General features: G+C 66.8%; 12 protein-coding genes. 5 read left to right on the top strand and 7 right to left on the bottom strand.

The features are described 5' to 3' along the window. Positions 1–29 precede the first annotated feature (29 nt). The 3 genes from CHRYSEO8AT_RS08420 to CHRYSEO8AT_RS08430 all read left to right on the top strand — a co-directional run bounded on the left by CHRYSEO8AT_RS08420 (position 30) and on the right by CHRYSEO8AT_RS08430 (position 2,872). Positions 30–1,340 (top strand): hybrid sensor histidine kinase/response regulator, encoded by a 1,311-nt coding sequence (locus CHRYSEO8AT_RS08420; RefSeq protein ID WP_159849028.1) that lies wholly within the window; start codon positions 30–32, stop codon positions 1,338–1,340. Positions 1,341–1,383: 43 nt separating this feature from the next. Next, the gene (locus tag CHRYSEO8AT_RS08425; protein WP_159849031.1) at positions 1,384–2,073 is read left to right on the top strand and encodes a DUF4893 domain-containing protein; all 690 of its coding nucleotides are present in this window, start codon (positions 1,384–1,386) and stop codon (positions 2,071–2,073) included. 61 nt (positions 2,074–2,134) lie between these two features. Continuing rightward, on the top strand, positions 2,135–2,872 hold the full coding sequence (locus tag CHRYSEO8AT_RS08430; protein WP_201304384.1) for a DUF4893 domain-containing protein: 738 nt from the start codon (positions 2,135–2,137) through the stop codon (positions 2,870–2,872). On the opposite strand, the gene CHRYSEO8AT_RS08435 is transcribed toward CHRYSEO8AT_RS08430, so the two are convergent. From CHRYSEO8AT_RS08435 to CHRYSEO8AT_RS08450, 4 genes are all read right to left on the bottom strand, one after another. After that, positions 2,869–3,333 (bottom strand): hypothetical protein, encoded by a 465-nt coding sequence (locus CHRYSEO8AT_RS08435; protein WP_159849037.1) that lies wholly within the window; start codon positions 3,331–3,333, stop codon positions 2,869–2,871. The two genes, CHRYSEO8AT_RS08430 and CHRYSEO8AT_RS08435, sit on opposite strands and share 4 nt — an antisense overlap. 93 nt (positions 3,334–3,426) lie before the next feature. Continuing rightward, positions 3,427–4,293 (bottom strand): tetratricopeptide repeat protein, encoded by an 867-nt coding sequence (locus tag CHRYSEO8AT_RS08440; RefSeq protein WP_159849040.1) that lies wholly within the window; start codon positions 4,291–4,293, stop codon positions 3,427–3,429. A 1-nt stretch (position 4,294) separates the two neighbouring features. Then, positions 4,295–5,947: a serine hydrolase gene (locus CHRYSEO8AT_RS08445; protein ID WP_159849043.1), complete on the bottom strand. Its 1,653-nt coding sequence runs from the start codon at positions 5,945–5,947 to the stop codon at positions 4,295–4,297. 45 nt (positions 5,948–5,992) lie between these two features. Further along, entirely contained in the window at positions 5,993–7,879 is a 1,887-nt protein-coding gene (locus CHRYSEO8AT_RS08450) for a BCCT family transporter (protein ID WP_236547476.1), read from the bottom strand. A gap of 167 nt (positions 7,880–8,046) precedes the next feature. On the opposite strand from CHRYSEO8AT_RS08450, the gene CHRYSEO8AT_RS08455 reads away from it, so the two are divergent. After that, a complete protein-coding gene (locus tag CHRYSEO8AT_RS08455) occupies positions 8,047–10,314 on the top strand; it encodes an outer membrane beta-barrel family protein (protein WP_159849049.1) in 2,268 nt (755 codons plus the stop codon). A gap of 171 nt (positions 10,315–10,485) precedes the next feature. Continuing rightward, positions 10,486–13,086 (top strand): ATP-dependent chaperone ClpB, encoded by a 2,601-nt coding sequence (clpB, locus tag CHRYSEO8AT_RS08460; protein WP_159849052.1) that lies wholly within the window; start codon positions 10,486–10,488, stop codon positions 13,084–13,086. A gap of 10 nt (positions 13,087–13,096) precedes the next feature. Here clpB and CHRYSEO8AT_RS08465 read toward each other — a convergent pair whose 3' ends face one another. The 3 genes from CHRYSEO8AT_RS08465 to prmC form a co-directional block, all read right to left on the bottom strand. Further along, the gene (locus tag CHRYSEO8AT_RS08465; RefSeq protein WP_159849055.1) at positions 13,097–14,527 is read right to left on the bottom strand and encodes a hypothetical protein; all 1,431 of its coding nucleotides are present in this window, start codon (positions 14,525–14,527) and stop codon (positions 13,097–13,099) included. Positions 14,528–15,012: 485 nt separating this feature from the next. Continuing rightward, complete coding sequence (locus CHRYSEO8AT_RS08470; protein WP_159849058.1) at positions 15,013–16,170, bottom strand: zinc-dependent alcohol dehydrogenase; 1,158 nt, start codon at positions 16,168–16,170, stop codon at positions 15,013–15,015. A 92-nt stretch (positions 16,171–16,262) separates the two neighbouring features. Then, the gene (gene prmC, locus CHRYSEO8AT_RS08475) at positions 16,263–17,147 is read right to left on the bottom strand and encodes a peptide chain release factor N(5)-glutamine methyltransferase (protein WP_159849061.1); all 885 of its coding nucleotides are present in this window, start codon (positions 17,145–17,147) and stop codon (positions 16,263–16,265) included. Positions 17,148–17,208: the final 61 nt, after the last annotated feature.

A 17,208-nucleotide genomic window follows, 5' to 3' on the forward strand; every position in this document is an offset into this window, starting at 1 on the left:
CGTGCCATCTTGGCGCGTAGGAGGGCGTCATGGATATCGTCTTGCTTGTCTTGTCCCTGGCCCTGGCCGGGACCTGCGCGGGAATATGGCTCTGGCTTCAGGCGCACGCGGTCGCGGTGCGTCTGCGCCGTGAGAACGACCGGCTCGAAACCCGCATCGTGCAACAGACCCAGGCCCTGCGTCGCGCTCTGACGACCGCCGAAGCGCAGGTCGAACGCCTGACCGCCGAGGACCGCACCAAGGGCGAGGTGATGCAGGCCCTGGGGCGCGAACTGCGCACCCCCCTGACCACCGTCATGGGCTTTCCCCAACTGCTGCGCATCAACGCCGAGGCCGATCCCCTGACCGCGCGCCAGTCCCAGGCCGTGCGCCAGATCGAGGCGGCGGGCGCGGTGCTTCTGGCCCTGGTCGAGGAGGCGGACGCCTTCATGACCTCGGGCGACGCCGGCGCCTCGCCCTCCATCCACCGTGTCGATCTGCGCCTGGCCCTGCGTCAGGTCTGCGACGGGGTCGAGCCCCAGGCGCGCGAGGCGGGCGTCACCCTGGCCTGTCCGCCGCCGGCGTCGGGCCTGTGCGTCATGGCCGATCCCGGCCAGGTCCGCCGCATCCTGCGTCGTCTGGTCGAGAACGCCCTGCGCCATTCGCCGGGCGGCGGGACCGTCCGCATGGAGATGAGGCGCGACGATTCACAGGTCATCGTCGCCATCCATGACGCCGGCGCGACCCCGACGCGCGAAGGGTCCGACCGCCTGTTTCACCCCCTGGACGGCCAGGACGCGCGCGGCGGCACCACCCTGGGCGTCGCCTCGATTCAGCGCCTGGCCGAGCGGATGGGCGGCGCCATCGCCCAGCAGCGCGAACCCTGGGGCGGGACCGTCTTCTCGCTCAGCCTGCCTGCGGTAGGCGCGCGGTCCGTCTCGAGCCCGAAACCGGCGGTGGTGCTCTATGTCGAGGACAACCCCGCCAACATCGCCCTGATGCGCCAGGCGGCTGCGGGCCTGGGTCTGACCCTGCACGCGGCGACGACGGGGCCGGAGGGACTGGAACTGGCTCGTGCGCTGCGGCCCGACGTCATCCTGCTGGATATTGGCCTGCCGGACATGGACGGCTATGAGGTCAAGGCGCGGCTGGACGCCGATCCGATGACGCGCCACGTGCCCGTCCTGGCCCTGACCGCGGCCGTTTCGCCCCAGGACCGCACGCGCGGCGCCGCCGCCGGCTTCGACGCCTGGCTGGCCAAGCCGCTGGACCTGACCGCCCTGGCGGCCGCGTTGAACGACGTGCTGGGCAGCGCGCCCGCGACCGGCGGTCTTGACGCCGACCGGCGTCAGAGGGCCTAAGGAGCCACTTCGCCCGCAAGGTCGCCCCCAAAGGGAAGCGTTGATGCGTCAGTTCGCCCGGTTCGTTTCGTCCCACCTGCTCGTTCGCCGTCTGGCGCCGCTGGTCGCCCTCTGCGCCGTCGCCGCCTGCGCCGCGACCCCGCCGCCCCCGCCGCCGCCGCCGTCGAGCGCAGGCACGGGCGCCGCCCTGATGGACTGGCGCGGCGTCATCACCTCGGGCGACCGCGACCGCTATAACCGTGTCGACGCCGCGTGGACCCTGGCCCTGCAGCAGGCGAACCGCCAGCGCGGCTCGGGCGACCTGAACGGTCTGGGCGACCTGATCTCGCCCAAGGCCGCCCGCCCCGGCGTCACGCCGCCGCCCGGCGACTACCGCTGCCGCACCGTCAAACTGGGCTCCCAGGGCGGCGAGGATGGCCTGGGCTATGTGGTCTATGGCTGGTTCGCCTGTCGCATCGAACAGACGCCGCGCGGGCTGAAGTTCTCCAAACTGACCGGCTCCCAGCGCCCTTCGGGCCTGCTGTTTCCCGAGAACGACCGGCACATGGTCCTGCTCGGCTCCATGGCCCTGGCCCAGGAGCCCGCCGCTAACTCTTACGGCCGCAACGCCGACCGCGACCTGGTCGCCGTGCTGGAACGCATCGGCGAGGCCCGCTGGCGCCTGGTCCTGCCCTGGCCCCAGAACGAGTCCAATCTCGACCTGATCGAACTGGTCCCGGCGCCGCGAAGCTGACGGCGCGCTGAACCGGGCGGCGGCTGGGCCGTTTGCATCTCCGCAACCGATGGAGACGCTCATGCGCCGCACCCCTCTGGCCGTTCTGGCCCTGATGACCACCACGGCCCTGGCGGCCTGTGGCGATGACCGCCCCGCCAGTCCCGCCGAGACGTCGCCCGCTGTGACCGAGCCGGCCGCAGCGCCGGCTCAGGAGGGGCCCGAGGCCGCACCAATGCCGCAGCAGGAGGCTTCGACTAGCGGGATCCAGGGCGGGACCGACAGCTGGCACCAGGTCGCCAATACGGCAGACGCCAGCCTGCTGGGCCGGCTGGACCAGGCCTGGCGTCTGGGGCGCGCTGAGGCGGAAGACGGCGGGTTCGCGCGTCAGGTTGAGGCGTTGGGTCCGCTGGCAGATCCGAACGCGGCGCAGACGGGCCGCATCCAGCCGGGGCCGGGGACCTATCGCTGTCGCACCATCAAGATGGGCCGCCGCGTCGAGGGCCAGGGGCTGGCCTATGTCGAATATCCCTGGTTCGCCTGTTCGGTCGAACTGACGCCGGGCGGCGATCTGGTCCTGACCAAGACAAGCGGATCGCAGCGCACGCGCGGCCTGATCTATCCCGACACCGACCGCCGCGCCGTCTATGTCGGCGCCCAGGCCTGGGGCGCCGACGAAAAGACCTTCCCCGCCTATGGCGACCAAGCGGAGCGCGATCAGGTCGGGGTCGTCGAGCGGATCGGCCAGACCCGCTGGCGCCTGGTCCTGCCCTGGCCCAAACAGGAGGCCAAGCTGGAGCTGCTGGAGATCACCCGCTAGCGCGCGCCGGTCGAACGGCCCAGCGCGGGGCGCATCCCTTCGGCGTGCAGGGCGCCGGAGGGGGCGATCCTGACGTTGGGCGTCTCGATCGGGCCGAAATTAGCGGTGCGGTCGTCCGGCCCAGTCCAAGTCGGGCTTTCGGCCTTGCGGTTGACGGCTTCGCGCAGGTTGTCCGTCGCGGCCTTGGCGTCGGCGCCCGGCTTGCGACGCGCCATCTCGTCGGCGACGCGGGCCACGGCCTCTGTGAGGATCGCCTTCTTCTCGCGCGCGCCGGTGTCCGGCCCGCCCTGCGCCGTGCGGACGCGGGTTCGGATATGGCGTTGCACCCGGTCGCGACGCGCCCGCAGCCGGCCGATCAGGTCGCGCAGTTCCGCCGGCGAACGCTCGCCCAACGACTTCGTCTGTTCGACCATTTCCGCCTCGTCGCGATCCAGCGCGCGCGGATTTGGGGTCTTGGACATGACGGTCTCCCTTTGGATTGATGGGAAGGCAGCGTTTGTCCTGCGACGACCGTTCCGGTTTGCGACCCTGGGTCACAGGGCTTTCGCCGCCACTCAGCGCGCCGTACAGTCCAGCGGCTTTGCATACTCCACGGCGCTGGGATCCAGCCGGCGCGCCTCGGCGATCTGCGTCTCGGCCTCGGCGCAGCGGCCGGTCGCGGCCAGCACTCGGGCGTAGGAGTGTCGGATCGGCGCGGCTTGCGGCAGGGTCGCCAGCGCCGCCTCGCAATAGGGCAGGCCCTCGGCCGCGCGCCCGGCCTGATACAGGATGAAGCAGTGGTTGTTCTGCACCCCCGCCTCGTCCGGCGACAGGGCCAGGGCGGCGCTGCTGTCGGCGACAGCGGCAGGATAGTCGCCCAGCTTGGCCATCAGACCCGCCCGGTTGGTCAGGGCGATCCCGTCGGTCGCCGGCAGGGTCATGACCTGGGCCTTGGCCGCCGCAAAGGTCGCCGCATCGCCGTCCTTCAGGATCGGCAGAATGCGGATCAGCACCTCGAACCTCAGTTGGTCGTCCACCGGCATGTCGTTGGCCGGATCGCCGGACGCGCTGACCTCGCCCTTCAGCATCCGCCACGCCAGGCCGGCGTCTTCCTGCGCCGCCTCAATGCGTCCGGCGTGGAAGTAGGTGTCCCCCCGGAAGGTGTGGAAGACGATGTCGGAGGTCACCGCCATGCCGGGCGGAACCGCCTCGTCATAAAGACCTAGGGCCTTGGCGTACTGGCCCGCCAGATAGGCCTGCGACGCCAGGTTGATCAGCGCTAACGCCCGGACCGGCGACCCCTTGGGCGCCGCATCGGCGCAGGCCTGGACATTCATCTGCCCCGCCCCGTCCGGCCGACAGACGGCGGGAATGTCCTGAGGCGTCTGCACCTCCTGCGGCGCCAGGGACAGACCCAGGATCAGGGCGACGGCGGCGATCACCTCAGTCCACCCGCATCAGCTTCAGGTCCTGATAATCGTAGCTGAAGTCGATGTCGGGGCTGACCCCCTTCACCGTCGCCGTCGCGGGCTTGGCCGTCAGGATGGCGAAGGTGACGAAGGCGTCCTCCTCGCGCTTGTCCAGGAACCGGGTGCGGAAGGTCTCGCCGTCATACGGCTCCAGCCAGCCTTGCAGGGCGGGGGTGTGGGTGAAAGTCAGCCACAGGCCGCTCTTCCTGTTGCGCCCGCGTCCCTCGGTCTTGGGCGCAATGACGATGTCGCCATACCAGGGGTCGCGCCAGGTTCCGGCGTAGGCTTCCAACGGCATGGACGGGGCGGCGCCGGCCGCCTGTTTGGCGTCAATCTCGACGGCGGCGGCGATGGATTTCGCATTGCCCTCGGTCTCCATCCGCTTGGAGTCCGCGATCCAGTCGACGTCCACCTTGCCCATGCAGATGTCCGAAATCCCCGAACGAAGCGCGCGCAGCAGGAAGCTCTCCTCGGCGTTGGAGAAGATGCAGAAGCCGGTCTTGCGGCCGGGGATCAGCACCGTCGCCGAAATCCCGCCGGGCGAGCCGCCGCCGTGGCTGGCGATCCGCTCGCCGCGATAGTCCTGAACCTGCAGCCCCATGGCGTAGGTCGAGGCGATCGATCGGTTGGGCAGTTCCGCCGTGGGGCCGGGCGAGGACCCGACGATGATGTTGGGTCGAACCATCTCGCGCGCCGCCTCCTCGGAATAGAGCCGCGATCCGTCCGCCAGCTTGCCGTCGTTCAGCCGCACGGCGATCCATTTGGCCCAGTCGGTGGGGGTGGTGCAGATGCCGCCGGCCGCAGCGGCCGAATCCCAGTTCCAGACCTCGACGATGGACTTGGCGATGGGCGTAATCGCCCCCTGGTAACGCAGCGGCGGCCCGACACGGCCGTGGGGCAGGGCGGACTTGGCCGGGTCGGCCAGACGCGCCAGCGGCACGGTCTCGGTCATGCCGACCTTGTCCAGAATGCGGGTCTGGATGAAGGCCTCCCAGGTCAGGCCGGACACAGCCTCCAGCACCGCGCCCGCGACCACGAACATCAGGTTGCAGTAGTGATAGCGCGCCCGGAACCCGTCCTCGATCGGCACGAAGGCGGCCTGGGCCAGCACCTCGGCGCGGGTGCGGTCCGAATTGGGCCAAAACAGCAGGTCGCCGGCGCCTAGGCCGAACCCGGCCCGGTGGCTCAGCGTATCGCGCACCGTGATGTGCTCGCCGATATAGGGGTCCGACAGGGTGAAGCCGGGCAGGTAGGTTTTGACGGGTTCGTCCCACTTCACCTTGCCCTCGTCGACCAGGACGGCCAGGGCGGCGGCGGTGACGTTCTTGGTGTTGGAGGCGATGGCGAACAGGGTGTGCTCATCGGCGCGGGCCGGCTTGCCCTGAACCTTGACGCCATAGCCGTGCGCCAGGACGGTCGCCCCGTCCTTTACCACGGCGACGCCCAGAGCCGGCTGATCGGGCCAGGCCGCCATGCATTTCGCCACATAGGCGTCCACCGCCTGGGCCAGCGACGCATCGTCGTTCGCCGGCACCTGAGCCGTTGTCTGGGCGAACGCCGGCTGAGCCGCCAGCGCCGCTGCGCCTCCGGAAGCGAACAGGGAACGGCGCGACAGACGAAGGGACATGGCGAACTCCAGCGAAGACGCCGGACGCTAGCGCCCCTGCGCCGTCTAGGCCAGTCGCCACCGCTGAAGTTGCTCCAGCACATCGGCGACGATCTGGTCGTGGGTGAAGCCGGTGATGTCGTGCGGGCGGGCGCCGTCGCCGGTCTGGGCCATCAGTCGCCACTCCAGCAGGCGGCGGCCCTGAGATGTTTCGCGAGCGGTCATGGTCGGCCGCGGGCGTGACCGCGCGCCGATGCGATAGACGAACGTCCGTTCGCCGTGCCGCAAGGTCAGCCAGGCGGCGGCGTCGTCTGTGCCGATTTCGGCGTCCGGCTCTTCGGCCTCCAGGGCGGCGCGCACCGTCTCTAGGGCCGGCAGACCGTGGCGGTCGATCTCCTTGACGATGTCGGCGCGGCTGGCGGGGGCCAGGATGCGTTTCAGCCGTTCGGCCAGGGGCGGGCCTTCCGTCTCGACGCTGCGCCCCGCCAGGTCGGCGTTCATCTGGCGCACCAGGCCGATCGACAGCAGGATCATGATCAGGACGAAGGGCAGGGCGGCGGCCAGGGTGGCCGCCTGAAGCGCGCCCAGTCCGCCCGCCAGCAGCAGCGTCGCGGCGATCAGGCCCAGCAGCAGGCACCAGTAAACCCTCTGCCAGCGCGGCGTGTCGTCGGCCCCTCCGGATGCAATGGTGTCGATCACCAGGGCGCCGGAATCGGCCGAGGTGACGAAGAAGACCGCGACCAGCAGGATGGCCAGCGTCGAGGTGAAGGCCGCGCCCGGCAGCTGTTCCAGGAAGTAGAACAGGGCGGTCGACAAGTCGGTCGAGACGGCGTTGGAAATCGCGCCCGCCGCCTGACCCATGTCCAGGCTGATGGCCGTATTGCCGAAGACGGTCATCCACAGGAAGGTGAATCCGGCCGGCACTAGCAGCACGTTCAACAGGAACTCGCGCACCGTCCGCCCGCGCGAAATCCGGGCGATGAACATGCCCACGAACGGCGACCAGGCGATCCACCAGGCCCAGTAGAACAGGGTCCAGTCCGCCATCCAGGCGCGCGGCTCATAGGCGTAGAGGGTGAAGGTCCGTTCGAAGAAATGGTCCAGATACAGGCCGAAGTTCTGGACCAGCGCCTTGAACAGGAAGCCGGTCGGCCCGACCACCAGCACGAACAGCATCAGCAGGACCGCCAGGGTCAGGTTCAGCTCGGACAGGCGGCGCACCCCCTTGCCGACGCCGCTCATCACCGAGGCGGTCGCCGCCGCCATGACCACGACGATCAGCCCGACCTGGACCCAGGCGGTGTTTGGAATGCCCAGCAGATAGGTCAGGCCGCTGTTCATCTGAGACACGCCGAAGCCCAGCGAGGTGGCGATGCCGAAGGCCGTGCCCCAGATGGCGAAGATGTCGACGGCGTCGCCGATGGGGCCGTTGATCCGCTTGCCCAGCAACGGCGACAGGCCCGACCGCAGGGTCAGCGGCAGACCCTTTCGGTGCGCGAAATAGGCCAGGCTCAGCCCCACCAGCGCATAGATGGCCCAGGCGTGCGCCCCATAGTGGAAGAAGGTGATGCCCATCGCCTCGCGCGCGGCGGTGAAGGTGCCGCCTTCGCCGGAGGGCGGGTTGATATAGTGCTGGATCGGCTCGGCGACCCCGAAATACATCAGGCCGATCCCCATGCCGGCGGCGAACAGCATGGCCAGCCAGGACAGGTAGGGGAAGTCGGGCTCGGCGTCGTCCGGTCCCAGTTTCAGAGCGCCCGTAGGCCCGATGGCCAGCACCAGCACCAGTCCCACGAACCCCGCCACCGAGGCGATATAGAGCCAGCCGAAGGTGTCGATCACCCAGGCCTGGACGCTATGGAACAGCCGGTCGGACTGGCCGGGCGCGAGGGTGGCGACAACCAGCAGCATCGCGATGATGGCGCTCGCGCCCCAGAAGACGCGCGGGTTCATTTTCGTAGTCAGCATCGGGTCAAAGCGTATGGCGAAGCTGACGGTTCCCCAGCTTGGCCACAACCCCGCCACGGGGATGAAAAAGATGTAACTGAGGGATGTGGTCGCCGCCTGATACGCGCCTGACAGGAGGACGTTGAGGGACGTCCATTTGGGGATACGGCGCCATGTTGATACGCAAACTCGCGCCGGTGGTCGGCGCCGTTCTGGCCTTGCCTGGCGGCGTGGCGATGGCCCAGACGCCCGCCCCCGCGCCTGCGACGCAACAGACCCAAACCCAAACGCCCCCGCCTGCGCCTGAAACCGACAAGGACAAGGAGGCGTCGACCGTGGGGGACGTGGTCGTCAGCGCCCGCGCCAGCGACGTGCGGACATCCATCGATTCCATCAGCTACAGCCTGGCCGACGATCTTCAGGCCGCCACGGGCACCCTGGCGGAGGCGCTGCGCAACGTGCCGTCCGTGGATGTCGATCCTCAGGGTAATGTCTCGCTGCGCGGCGACGGCAACGTCACAATCCTGGTGGACGGTCGCCCGTCGGCGATCCTGTCGGGACCGAACCGGGCCGACGCCATACTGCAGCTTTCCGCCGACCGTTATGCCCGCATCGAGGTGATGACCAACCCCTCGGCCGCCTACAGCCCGGAAGGGTCCGGCGGCGTCATCAACCTGATCACCAAGCCGACCCCCGCCGCCGCGCCCGGCGCGCCCGGCGCTCCGGCAGCGACCACGACGACGGGCTCGCTGCGCGCCAATGTCGGCGACAACGGCCGCTGGAACGTGGGCGCCAGCGGTTCGCGCCAGAGCGGCAAGCTGACCCTGACGGGCGACGTCAGCTATCGCTACGACGACCAGACCTTCTCCTTTGATCGCCTGCGCGAGCAACTGGATCCGGCCGGCGCCGTCACCTCGACGACGACCACATCCCAGCAGAATAACTCGACGCAGAAGGGCGCCTTCGGCCGCCTCTCCGCCGAATATCGCCTGACGGAAAAGACGATGCTGACCGGCGAACTGCGGGGCAACCGTTTCGATGTCGATGGTGAAAACCAGGGCCTGTTCGAGACCCGCGACGCCTCCGGGCAACTGCTGAACGCCTACACCCGCGACGGCGACAGCGCCTTCGTCCTGGACGGCTGGGGCGCGACCGCCCGGGTGCTGCACCAGTTCGACACGTCGGGCCATGAATGGTCCAACGAGCTGCGCTACGATCGTAACGACAACGAAAACACGGCCCTGATCGTCAATGCCTTCCTGACCCCGATCGCGCCCGATCTGTATGAACGTCAGCGCTGGCTGAGCGCGCAGGAGACGATCGGTTTCACCAGCGCCTACACCCGGCCGATGAGCGACGGGTCCAAGCTGCGCGCCGGCTATGAGCTGAGCATCAGCCGGCCGGATCAGGACAATGTTCTGCGGCGTGGCGCCTCCGAATCCGCTCTCGCCGTTGTTCCGGCGCTGAGCAACCGGTTCGAGGCGGACCAGACCGTCCACGCCCTTTACACCACCTACGAGCGGCCGTTCGGCGAGAAGCTGTCGGCCCAGTTCGGCCTGCGTCTCGAACAGGCGGACATCGATGTCGAGGACGTCACCAACGGCATACGTGCGTCCCAGGACTATTTCCGGGCCTATCCGACGGGCCACCTCCAGTACAAGCTGAACGACGAGCAGACCCTGCGGGCGAGCTACTCGCGTCGCATCCAGCGGCCCCAGCCGACCCAGCTCAATCCCTTCGTGACCTATGGCGATCCGCTGAACCTGCGCTCGGGCAATCCCGATCTGGAGCCGCAGGAGACCGACAGCTTCGAGGCCATGTGGCAGTTGCGGCGCGGCCAGAGCTTCTATCAGGCCACCGCCTATTACCGCGACACGACCAAGGCCTTCACCGACGTGGCGACCGACGTCGGGGGCGGCGTCCTGTTGACCCGGCCCGAGAACCTGGGCGCGCGGCGTGATCTTGGCGTCGAACTGACCGCCAGCGGGCGACTGCATCCGACCCTGCGCTACAACGCCAGCCTCAACGCCTTCCGCCAGGAAATCGACACCGCGGGTATCCCCGGCGCCCGCAACCGCGAAGGCGACCTCGTGACGGGCCGCCTCAGCCTGAACTGGCAGCCCACAGCCAAGGATTTCGTCCAGGTCTCGGGCTTCTGGCAGGGCGACCAACTGCTGGCCCAGGGCACGCGCGAGAGCGGCGGCATGCTGAACCTCGGCTATCGCAGGAAGCTGAGCGACACCCTGTCGCTACAGTTCACGGCCCGCGACCTGCTCAACTCCTTCGGCGGCGCCACCACCTATGACACGCCGCAGTTCCGCGAGCGGGTCGACCAGGACATCAACCTGCGCGCCTTCTACCTGGGGCTCAGCTGGTCGTTCGGCGGCCCCCGTCGTCAGCCCGAACAGTTCGACTTCTCGACCGGCCCGAGCGGCGGCTGACCGCCCTTGCAGAGTCTGTCTTGACGCCCGTCGCCCCTCCGGCGGCGGGCGTTTTTGCGCCGGCTCTTGCGTGTCCAACTGGCCACACCCACCTCGAATGCAACGGCTCATGGCGTCGCTTCCTGCAAGGGCGCATTGGGTTGAAATCCGCCTCCCGAGGGGACTGAAACGATGAATCTCGAACTCTATTCCGACCGCGCCAAACAGGCCGTTCAGTCGGCCCAGTCGCTGGCGCTCGCCCGCCGTCACCAGCAGTTCGCGCCCGAGCATCTGCTCAAGGTGCTGCTGGAGGAACGCGACGGCCTGGCCCGCAACCTGATCACGGCCGCCGGCGGCGACGCCCGCCGCGCCGAGGCCGATATCGAGACGGCGCTGAAGAAGCGCGCCCAGGTCTCGGGCGGCTCGGGCCAGCTCTATCTGGACGGCGACACCGCGCGCGTCTTCGCCGCCGCCGAGGAGGCCTCCAAGAAAGCCGGCGACGCCTTCGTCACCACCGAACGCCTGCTGGCCGCCCTGGCCAAGGAGGGCGGGGTCGCCGCCGAGGTGCTGAAATCCTCGGGCGCCACGGCCGAAAAACTGGACGCCGCGATCGCCGAGGTGCGCAAGGGCAAGACCGCCGACAGCGCCGGCGCCGAGGACGGCTATGACGCCCTGAAACGCTACGCCCGCGACCTGACCCTGGCCGCCCGCGACGGCAAGATCGACCCGGTCATCGGCCGCGACGAAGAGATCCGACGCACCATCCAGGTCCTGGCCCGCCGCACCAAGAACAACCCCGTCCTGATCGGCGAGCCCGGCGTCGGCAAGACCGCCATCGTCGAGGGCCTGGCCCTGCGCATCGTCAACGGCGACGTGCCCGAGAGCCTGCGCGACAAGACCGTCATGGCGCTGGACATGGGCAGCCTGATCGCCGGCGCCAAATACCGCGGCGAGTTCGAGGAACGGCTGAAGGCCGTCCTGTCCGAAGTCTCGGCGGCCGAGGGCGGCATCGTCCTGTTCATCGACGAGATGCACACCCTGGTCGGCGCCGGAAAGGGCGACGGCGCCATGGATGCGTCGAACCTGCTCAAGCCCGCCCTGGCGCGCGGCGAACTGCACTGCGTCGGCGCCACCACGCTGGATGAGTATCGCAAGCACGTCGAGAAGGACGCGGCCCTGGCCCGTCGCTTCCAGCCGGTCTTCGTCGCCGAACCGACGGTGGAGGACACGGTCTCCATCCTGCGCGGCCTGAAGGAGAAGTACGAGGTCCACCACGGCGTGCGCATTTCCGACAGCGCCATCGTCGCCGCCGCCACCTTGTCCAACCGCTACATCACCGACCGCTTCCTGCCGGACAAGGCCATCGACCTGATCGACGAGGCCGCCAGCCGCGTGCGCATGGCCGTGGACTCCAAGCCCGAGGCCCTGGACGAGATCGACCGCCGCCTGGTCCAGCTGAAGATCGAACGCGAGGCCCTGAAGAAGGAGACGGACACAGCGTCCAAGGCCCGGCTTGAAAAGCTGGACGACGAGATCGCCGATCTGGAAGGTCAGTCCGACGATCTGACCACCCAGTGGAAGGCCGAAAAGGACAAGGTCGGCCAGGGCGCGCAACTGCGTGAAACCCTGGACCGTCTGCGCCTCGAACTGGCCAACGCCCAGCGCGCCGGCGACCTCGGCCGTGCGTCCGAGATCGCCTACGGCCAGATCCCCCAGATCGAAAAACAGCTCGAAGAGGCCGAAGCCAACGAGACCTCCGGCACTTCAGGTCGTGGGGGCCCCCTGACCCCCGAGGTCGTCGACGCCGAACAGATCGCCGCCGTCGTCAGCCGCTGGACCGGCGTCCCCGTCGACAAGATGCTGGAGGGCGAACGCGAAAAACTGCTCTCTATGGAGACCGCTCTGGGCGGCCGCGTCGTGGGCCAGGACGAGGCCCTGGCCGCCGTCTCCGATGCGGTGCGTCGCGCCCGCGCCGGCCTGAACGACCCCAACCGCCCCCTGGGCAGCTTCCTGTTCCTGGGCCCGACCGGCGTGGGCAAGACCGAACTGACCAAGGCCCTGGCCGAGTTCCTGTTCACCGACGAGGCGGCCATCACCCGCCTGGATATGTCGGAATATATGGAGAAGCACAGCGTCAGCCGCCTGATCGGCGCCCCTCCCGGCTATGTCGGCTATGACGAGGGCGGCGCCCTGACCGAGGCCGTGCGTCGTCGCCCCTATCAGGTCGTCCTGTTCGACGAGGTCGAAAAGGCCCACCCCGATGTCTTCAACGTCCTGCTGCAAGTGCTGGACGACGGCCGCCTGACCGACGGCCAGGGCCGCACCATCGACTTCCGCAACACCCTGATCATCATGACCTCCAACCTGGGCAGCCAGTATCTGGCCGAACAGGGCGAGGGCGACGATGTCGAGGCCGTCCGCCCCTTCGTCATGGACGCCGTCCGCGCCCACTTCCGGCCCGAGTTCCTGAACCGGATCGACGAGATCATCCTGTTCCACCGCCTGGGTCGCGACCAGATGGGCGGCATCGTGCGGATCCAGCTGTCACGGTTCGAGAAACTGCTGGCCGACCGCCGGTTGTCGCTGGACCTGGACGACGCTGCTTTGGCGTGGCTCGCCGACCGCGGCTACGACCCGGCCTATGGCGCGCGGCCGCTGAAACGGGTGATCCAGAAGGACCTGGTCGATCCGATTGCGCGCAAGCTTCTGGCCGGCGAGATCGAGGACGGCGGGGTGATTGCGGTCACCGCCGGCGAGGGCGGGTTGGAGATTGGGAAGATGCGGGTGCACTGAGGCTTGCCTTCTAGTTCAGGCGCTTGCTTGCCTCGAATTCCAAGAAGCTGTTGATCAGGGATCGTTTGCGGTCGGCAACGGCTTGGAGCAAGTACCTGATGTTTTCATCCGTCAGAATTAGTACAAGACCTTTCCCTTCATTTGCCACGTCTCGGCATCGCTTCAACGCCAGCTCTGCATTGTCGAGGTCGCGACAAGTGATGAAGCCAAAATTGCCTCGCTGCTGGCCAAAGCGGCCAGCAAGTTGATCGATTTCGGGGTTGGTAATGTCTTTTGAATAGTTTTTACACTCGAATATTGCATACAGCGCTTTTGTCATCGGCCACGTGCGCATTCTATAGAAGAAGCCGTCACGAGAGCTGTTTACAAAATGAATGTCGATACGCTTACGGCCTTCGTTCTGAGGCTGTTCCATCTTAGGGCTGGTGAGGTGTGGATAAAACAGGAAAGTCAAAATGCCAGTCATGAATGACTGATAGCGGCTAGCGTTGTCGTTTCCTGGCGGAATCTTTCGAAGATCGTCGATCAAGCTTAGGGCGAATACAGACTCGTTGAAGTCTTTTTCCATTTGCTTTGCCGATAGAGGACCGTCCGCGCCTTTAATTTTCTTGTATGTCTCTATTATTTGAGGGTGCTGCCTCACAAAATCGGCAAGAAATTTCTTTGAGAACGGATGTTGTTCTTTGAGGTCCTTTTTGTAAACTCGTGGCTCGGTGCCATTTTTGATCATCCTGACCAAGCTGCCGTTCGACGAAAGCTCCTCCGCTTGAAGGAATTCCAGTATGTGATTGTTGTAAAACTCTTGGCTATCGAGCGACAGTTTCATCCGCACGATGGATTTCGGTACCAGAAGAACCTTCTTGCCTGACACGATCGGAATGTCGGCATAACCGCCTTCCCATCTTAGCTTCTCGGGATTCCACGCGGCAGGCATGGCGACCCGGCGTGTCTCCATTCCGAGAAGTGCGCATTGGTTCGCGGTGTATTCGTTGAGCGGACCACGGATGAGATTGGTAGTCAGATCGGATAGCTTGTCGCTGCTGATCCCTTCAATGAATAGTTCTGTTTCCGCTAGGTCGGTCAACAGGCCCGTTTGAACTGCCCGACTGCTTCGCAAAGCCGCTATAATTTGGTTCGCCTGACCCCGGCCGACTCCTCGCCCTGCGGGGGTCCCTTTCGACATTCCGAGGAACGTTTCTTCGGGTTCGCTAAGATGCGACGTGAGAGATTGCAGGAGTCGCTGGTCGTTCGACTTGATTGCCTCGATCAAGGTCTGGAAGAATGACACGATATGGGTCTTCAAGCGCTCCGAGAATGGATCATCTCGAATCTCAATGGCGTAGGGATCGATGAAAAGACGGGTGTCTCGCGTCACGTCGACGTCAATAAAATCGAGCTCTGCTTGGCTTTTGTTTAGGCGGAAGAAGTTGGTGACCCGCATGCCAATTTCCGTGACAGACCATAGTTCTGCGACCATCAACTCTAGATTCGGTTGGAACTCAACCTGACCGCGTCGGCCGGGCAATCTGAAAAAGCGCCGGCAGCGCATTCATCGCGTACAATCAGCACGGGTGTAGCTACAAGAAGAAGACCCCGCGTCTCCACGGGGCCTCTGGTCTCCTCGCCGTCGCAAGTCCGCGAGTAGGGGTTGATGACGCCCTTGATGCAGCCGTCTGCGCCGCGAAGACGCGGCTTGCCAAAGGATGACGAAAGGTGGGGGTTAGCCATCGTATTGGCTGCGTCTCACCCAAGCGATTTCAACCCCCTACCCTCCACCAGCGTCCTCTTCCTGCCCGCCCTCCAAAACCGTGCGATCCTTTTTCCGCACGTCCGCATCGGACGCGCCGCACAGCCGGGGAGGGCGGATTTGAGACGAATTGCACTATTCAGACGGTGTTTTTCACGCCGCAGAGTCTGAAATCGGCGTCACGGGTTGATCACCACCTTGATGCAGCCGTCCTTCTTCTCCTGGAAGGTCTTGTAGGCGTCGGGTCCGTCTTCCAGACCGATCTTGTGGGTGATCAGGAAGCTGGGGTCGATGTCGCCGTCGAGGACCTTCTTCATCAGGGGCTCCAGATAGCGCTGCACGTGGGTCTGGCCGGTCTTGAGCGTCAGGGCCTTGCCGATGAAGGCGCCCAGCATCGTGGGAACCATGCCGACGAAGACGCCGGGCAGGCTGATGGTCCCGCCGGGCTTGCAGGCCACGATGGCTTCGTTCAGCGCATAGGGGCGCTCCAGCTTGCCGGCGACGGTCTCCTGAACCTTCTCCATCAGGCTGCCCGAGCCGTGGCTCTCCAGGCCGACGGCCTCGATCACCGCATCGGGGCCTTCGCCATTGGTCAGGGCCTTGATCTGCTCCTGCAGGTCGCCCTCGGAGAAGTCGAGGGTCTCGGCGCCCGCCGCCTGGGCCAGGGCCAGCCGCTCGGGCACCTGGTCGATGGCGATGACCCGGCCGGCGCCCATCATGAAGGCGCTGCGGATGGCGAACTGGCCCACCGGCCCGCAGCCGAACACCAGGATGGTCTGGCCGGGCTGGATGTCGCAGTTCTCGGCCGCCATCCATCCCGTCGGGAAGATGTCGGACAGGAACAGCACCTGATCGTCGGTCAGCCCCTCGGGCACCTTGATCGGCCCGACGTCGGCGTAGGGGATGCGCAGATATTCGGCCTGACCCCCGGCGAACCCGCCGTACATCTCGCTGTAGCCATACAGGCCGGCGGTCGGATAGCCGGTCTGTTTGGCCTGTTCGGCGCCGTTCGGGTTGGAGCGTTGGCACAGGCTGAAAAGGCTGGCGCGGCACATCTTGCAGTCGCCGCAGCTGATGGTGAAGGGCACCACGACGCGGTCGCCGACCTTGAGCTTGTCGTTGTCCTTGCCGACGGCGACGACCTCGCCCATCGTCTCGTGGCCCATGACGTCGCCGTGCTTCATGCCGGGCACATAGCCGCCGTACAGGTGCAGGTCCGAGCCGCAGATGGCGCAGCTGGTCACGCGGATGACGGCGTCGCGGCCGTCCTCGATGGTGGGGTCAGGCACCTCCTCGCAGCGGATGTCGCCCTTGCCGTGCCAGCACAACGCCTTCATGTCGGATCTCCCAATCTGAGTGGGATCAATCCGGCTGTGCGGGCGCGGTTCCTAAGGCGCCGCTTTAAAATCAAAGCGTTACCGTTCGAAGATCAGTCCTTGGGGATCGGATTGGTCCTTGGGTCGGGGCCATTGGTGATGACGCGGTCGCGTTCGCCCAGATCCTTGATGATCTTGACGTCGGTGAAGCCGGCGGCCTCGAACAGGGCCTTGACCTGGGGGCCCTGGTCCCAGCCGATCTCGACGGCGAAGACGCCCAGCGGTTTCAGGATGCGTTTCACCTCGGGCGCCAGGTCGCGATAGGCCTGCAAGCCGTCGGGGCCGCCGTCCAGGGCCAGGTGCGGGTCGTGGTCGCGGACCTCGGGGTCCAGGGTGGCGATATGGTCGGTGGGGATATAGGGCGGGTTGGACAAGACCAGGTCGAAGCTGGCGTCGCCGAAGCCCGCCGCCCATTCGGTGCGCAGGAAGACGGCGCGGTCGTTCAGGTCCAGGTTGGCCGCATTCTCCTTGGCCACGGCCAAGGCTTCCGACGAGATGTCGGTGCCGACGCCCTTGGCGGCCGGCCGCTCGGCCAGCAGCGCCAGCAGGATCGCGCCCGAGCCGGTGCCCAGGTCGATGGCCTCGAACGCCTCGTTCCGGGAAAAGGCCAGCATGGCCACGTCCATCAGGGTCTCGGTGTCGGGCCGGGGGCTGAGGACGTCGGGGGTGACGTTCAGCATGATCTTCCAGAACCCCTTCTTGCCGATGATGCGCGACACCGGCTCCCGCCTCAGGCGGCGTTCGACCATGGTTTCATAGGCGCTCAGCTGGTCGTCTGTGATGACGCGATAGGGATCGGTCAGGATGTCCATGCGGCTGGCGCCCGATGCGGCCTCCAGCAGCAGTCGGGCGTCGATGGCGGGGCTGTCGATGCGGCCGGTCTTGAGCCTGGCCTGGGCGGCCTTCCACGCGGTCAGCAGGGTGTTGGATGCGGTCATGGTCGCTGATTGGCCCGCGCGGGCGCCGATTTCAAGCATTTGCGGAACGGGCGAGCAGCTA

This window comes from Brevundimonas sp. G8 (assembly GCF_902506205.1).
In the GTDB taxonomy this organism is placed as follows: Bacteria; Pseudomonadota; Alphaproteobacteria; order Caulobacterales; family Caulobacteraceae; genus Brevundimonas.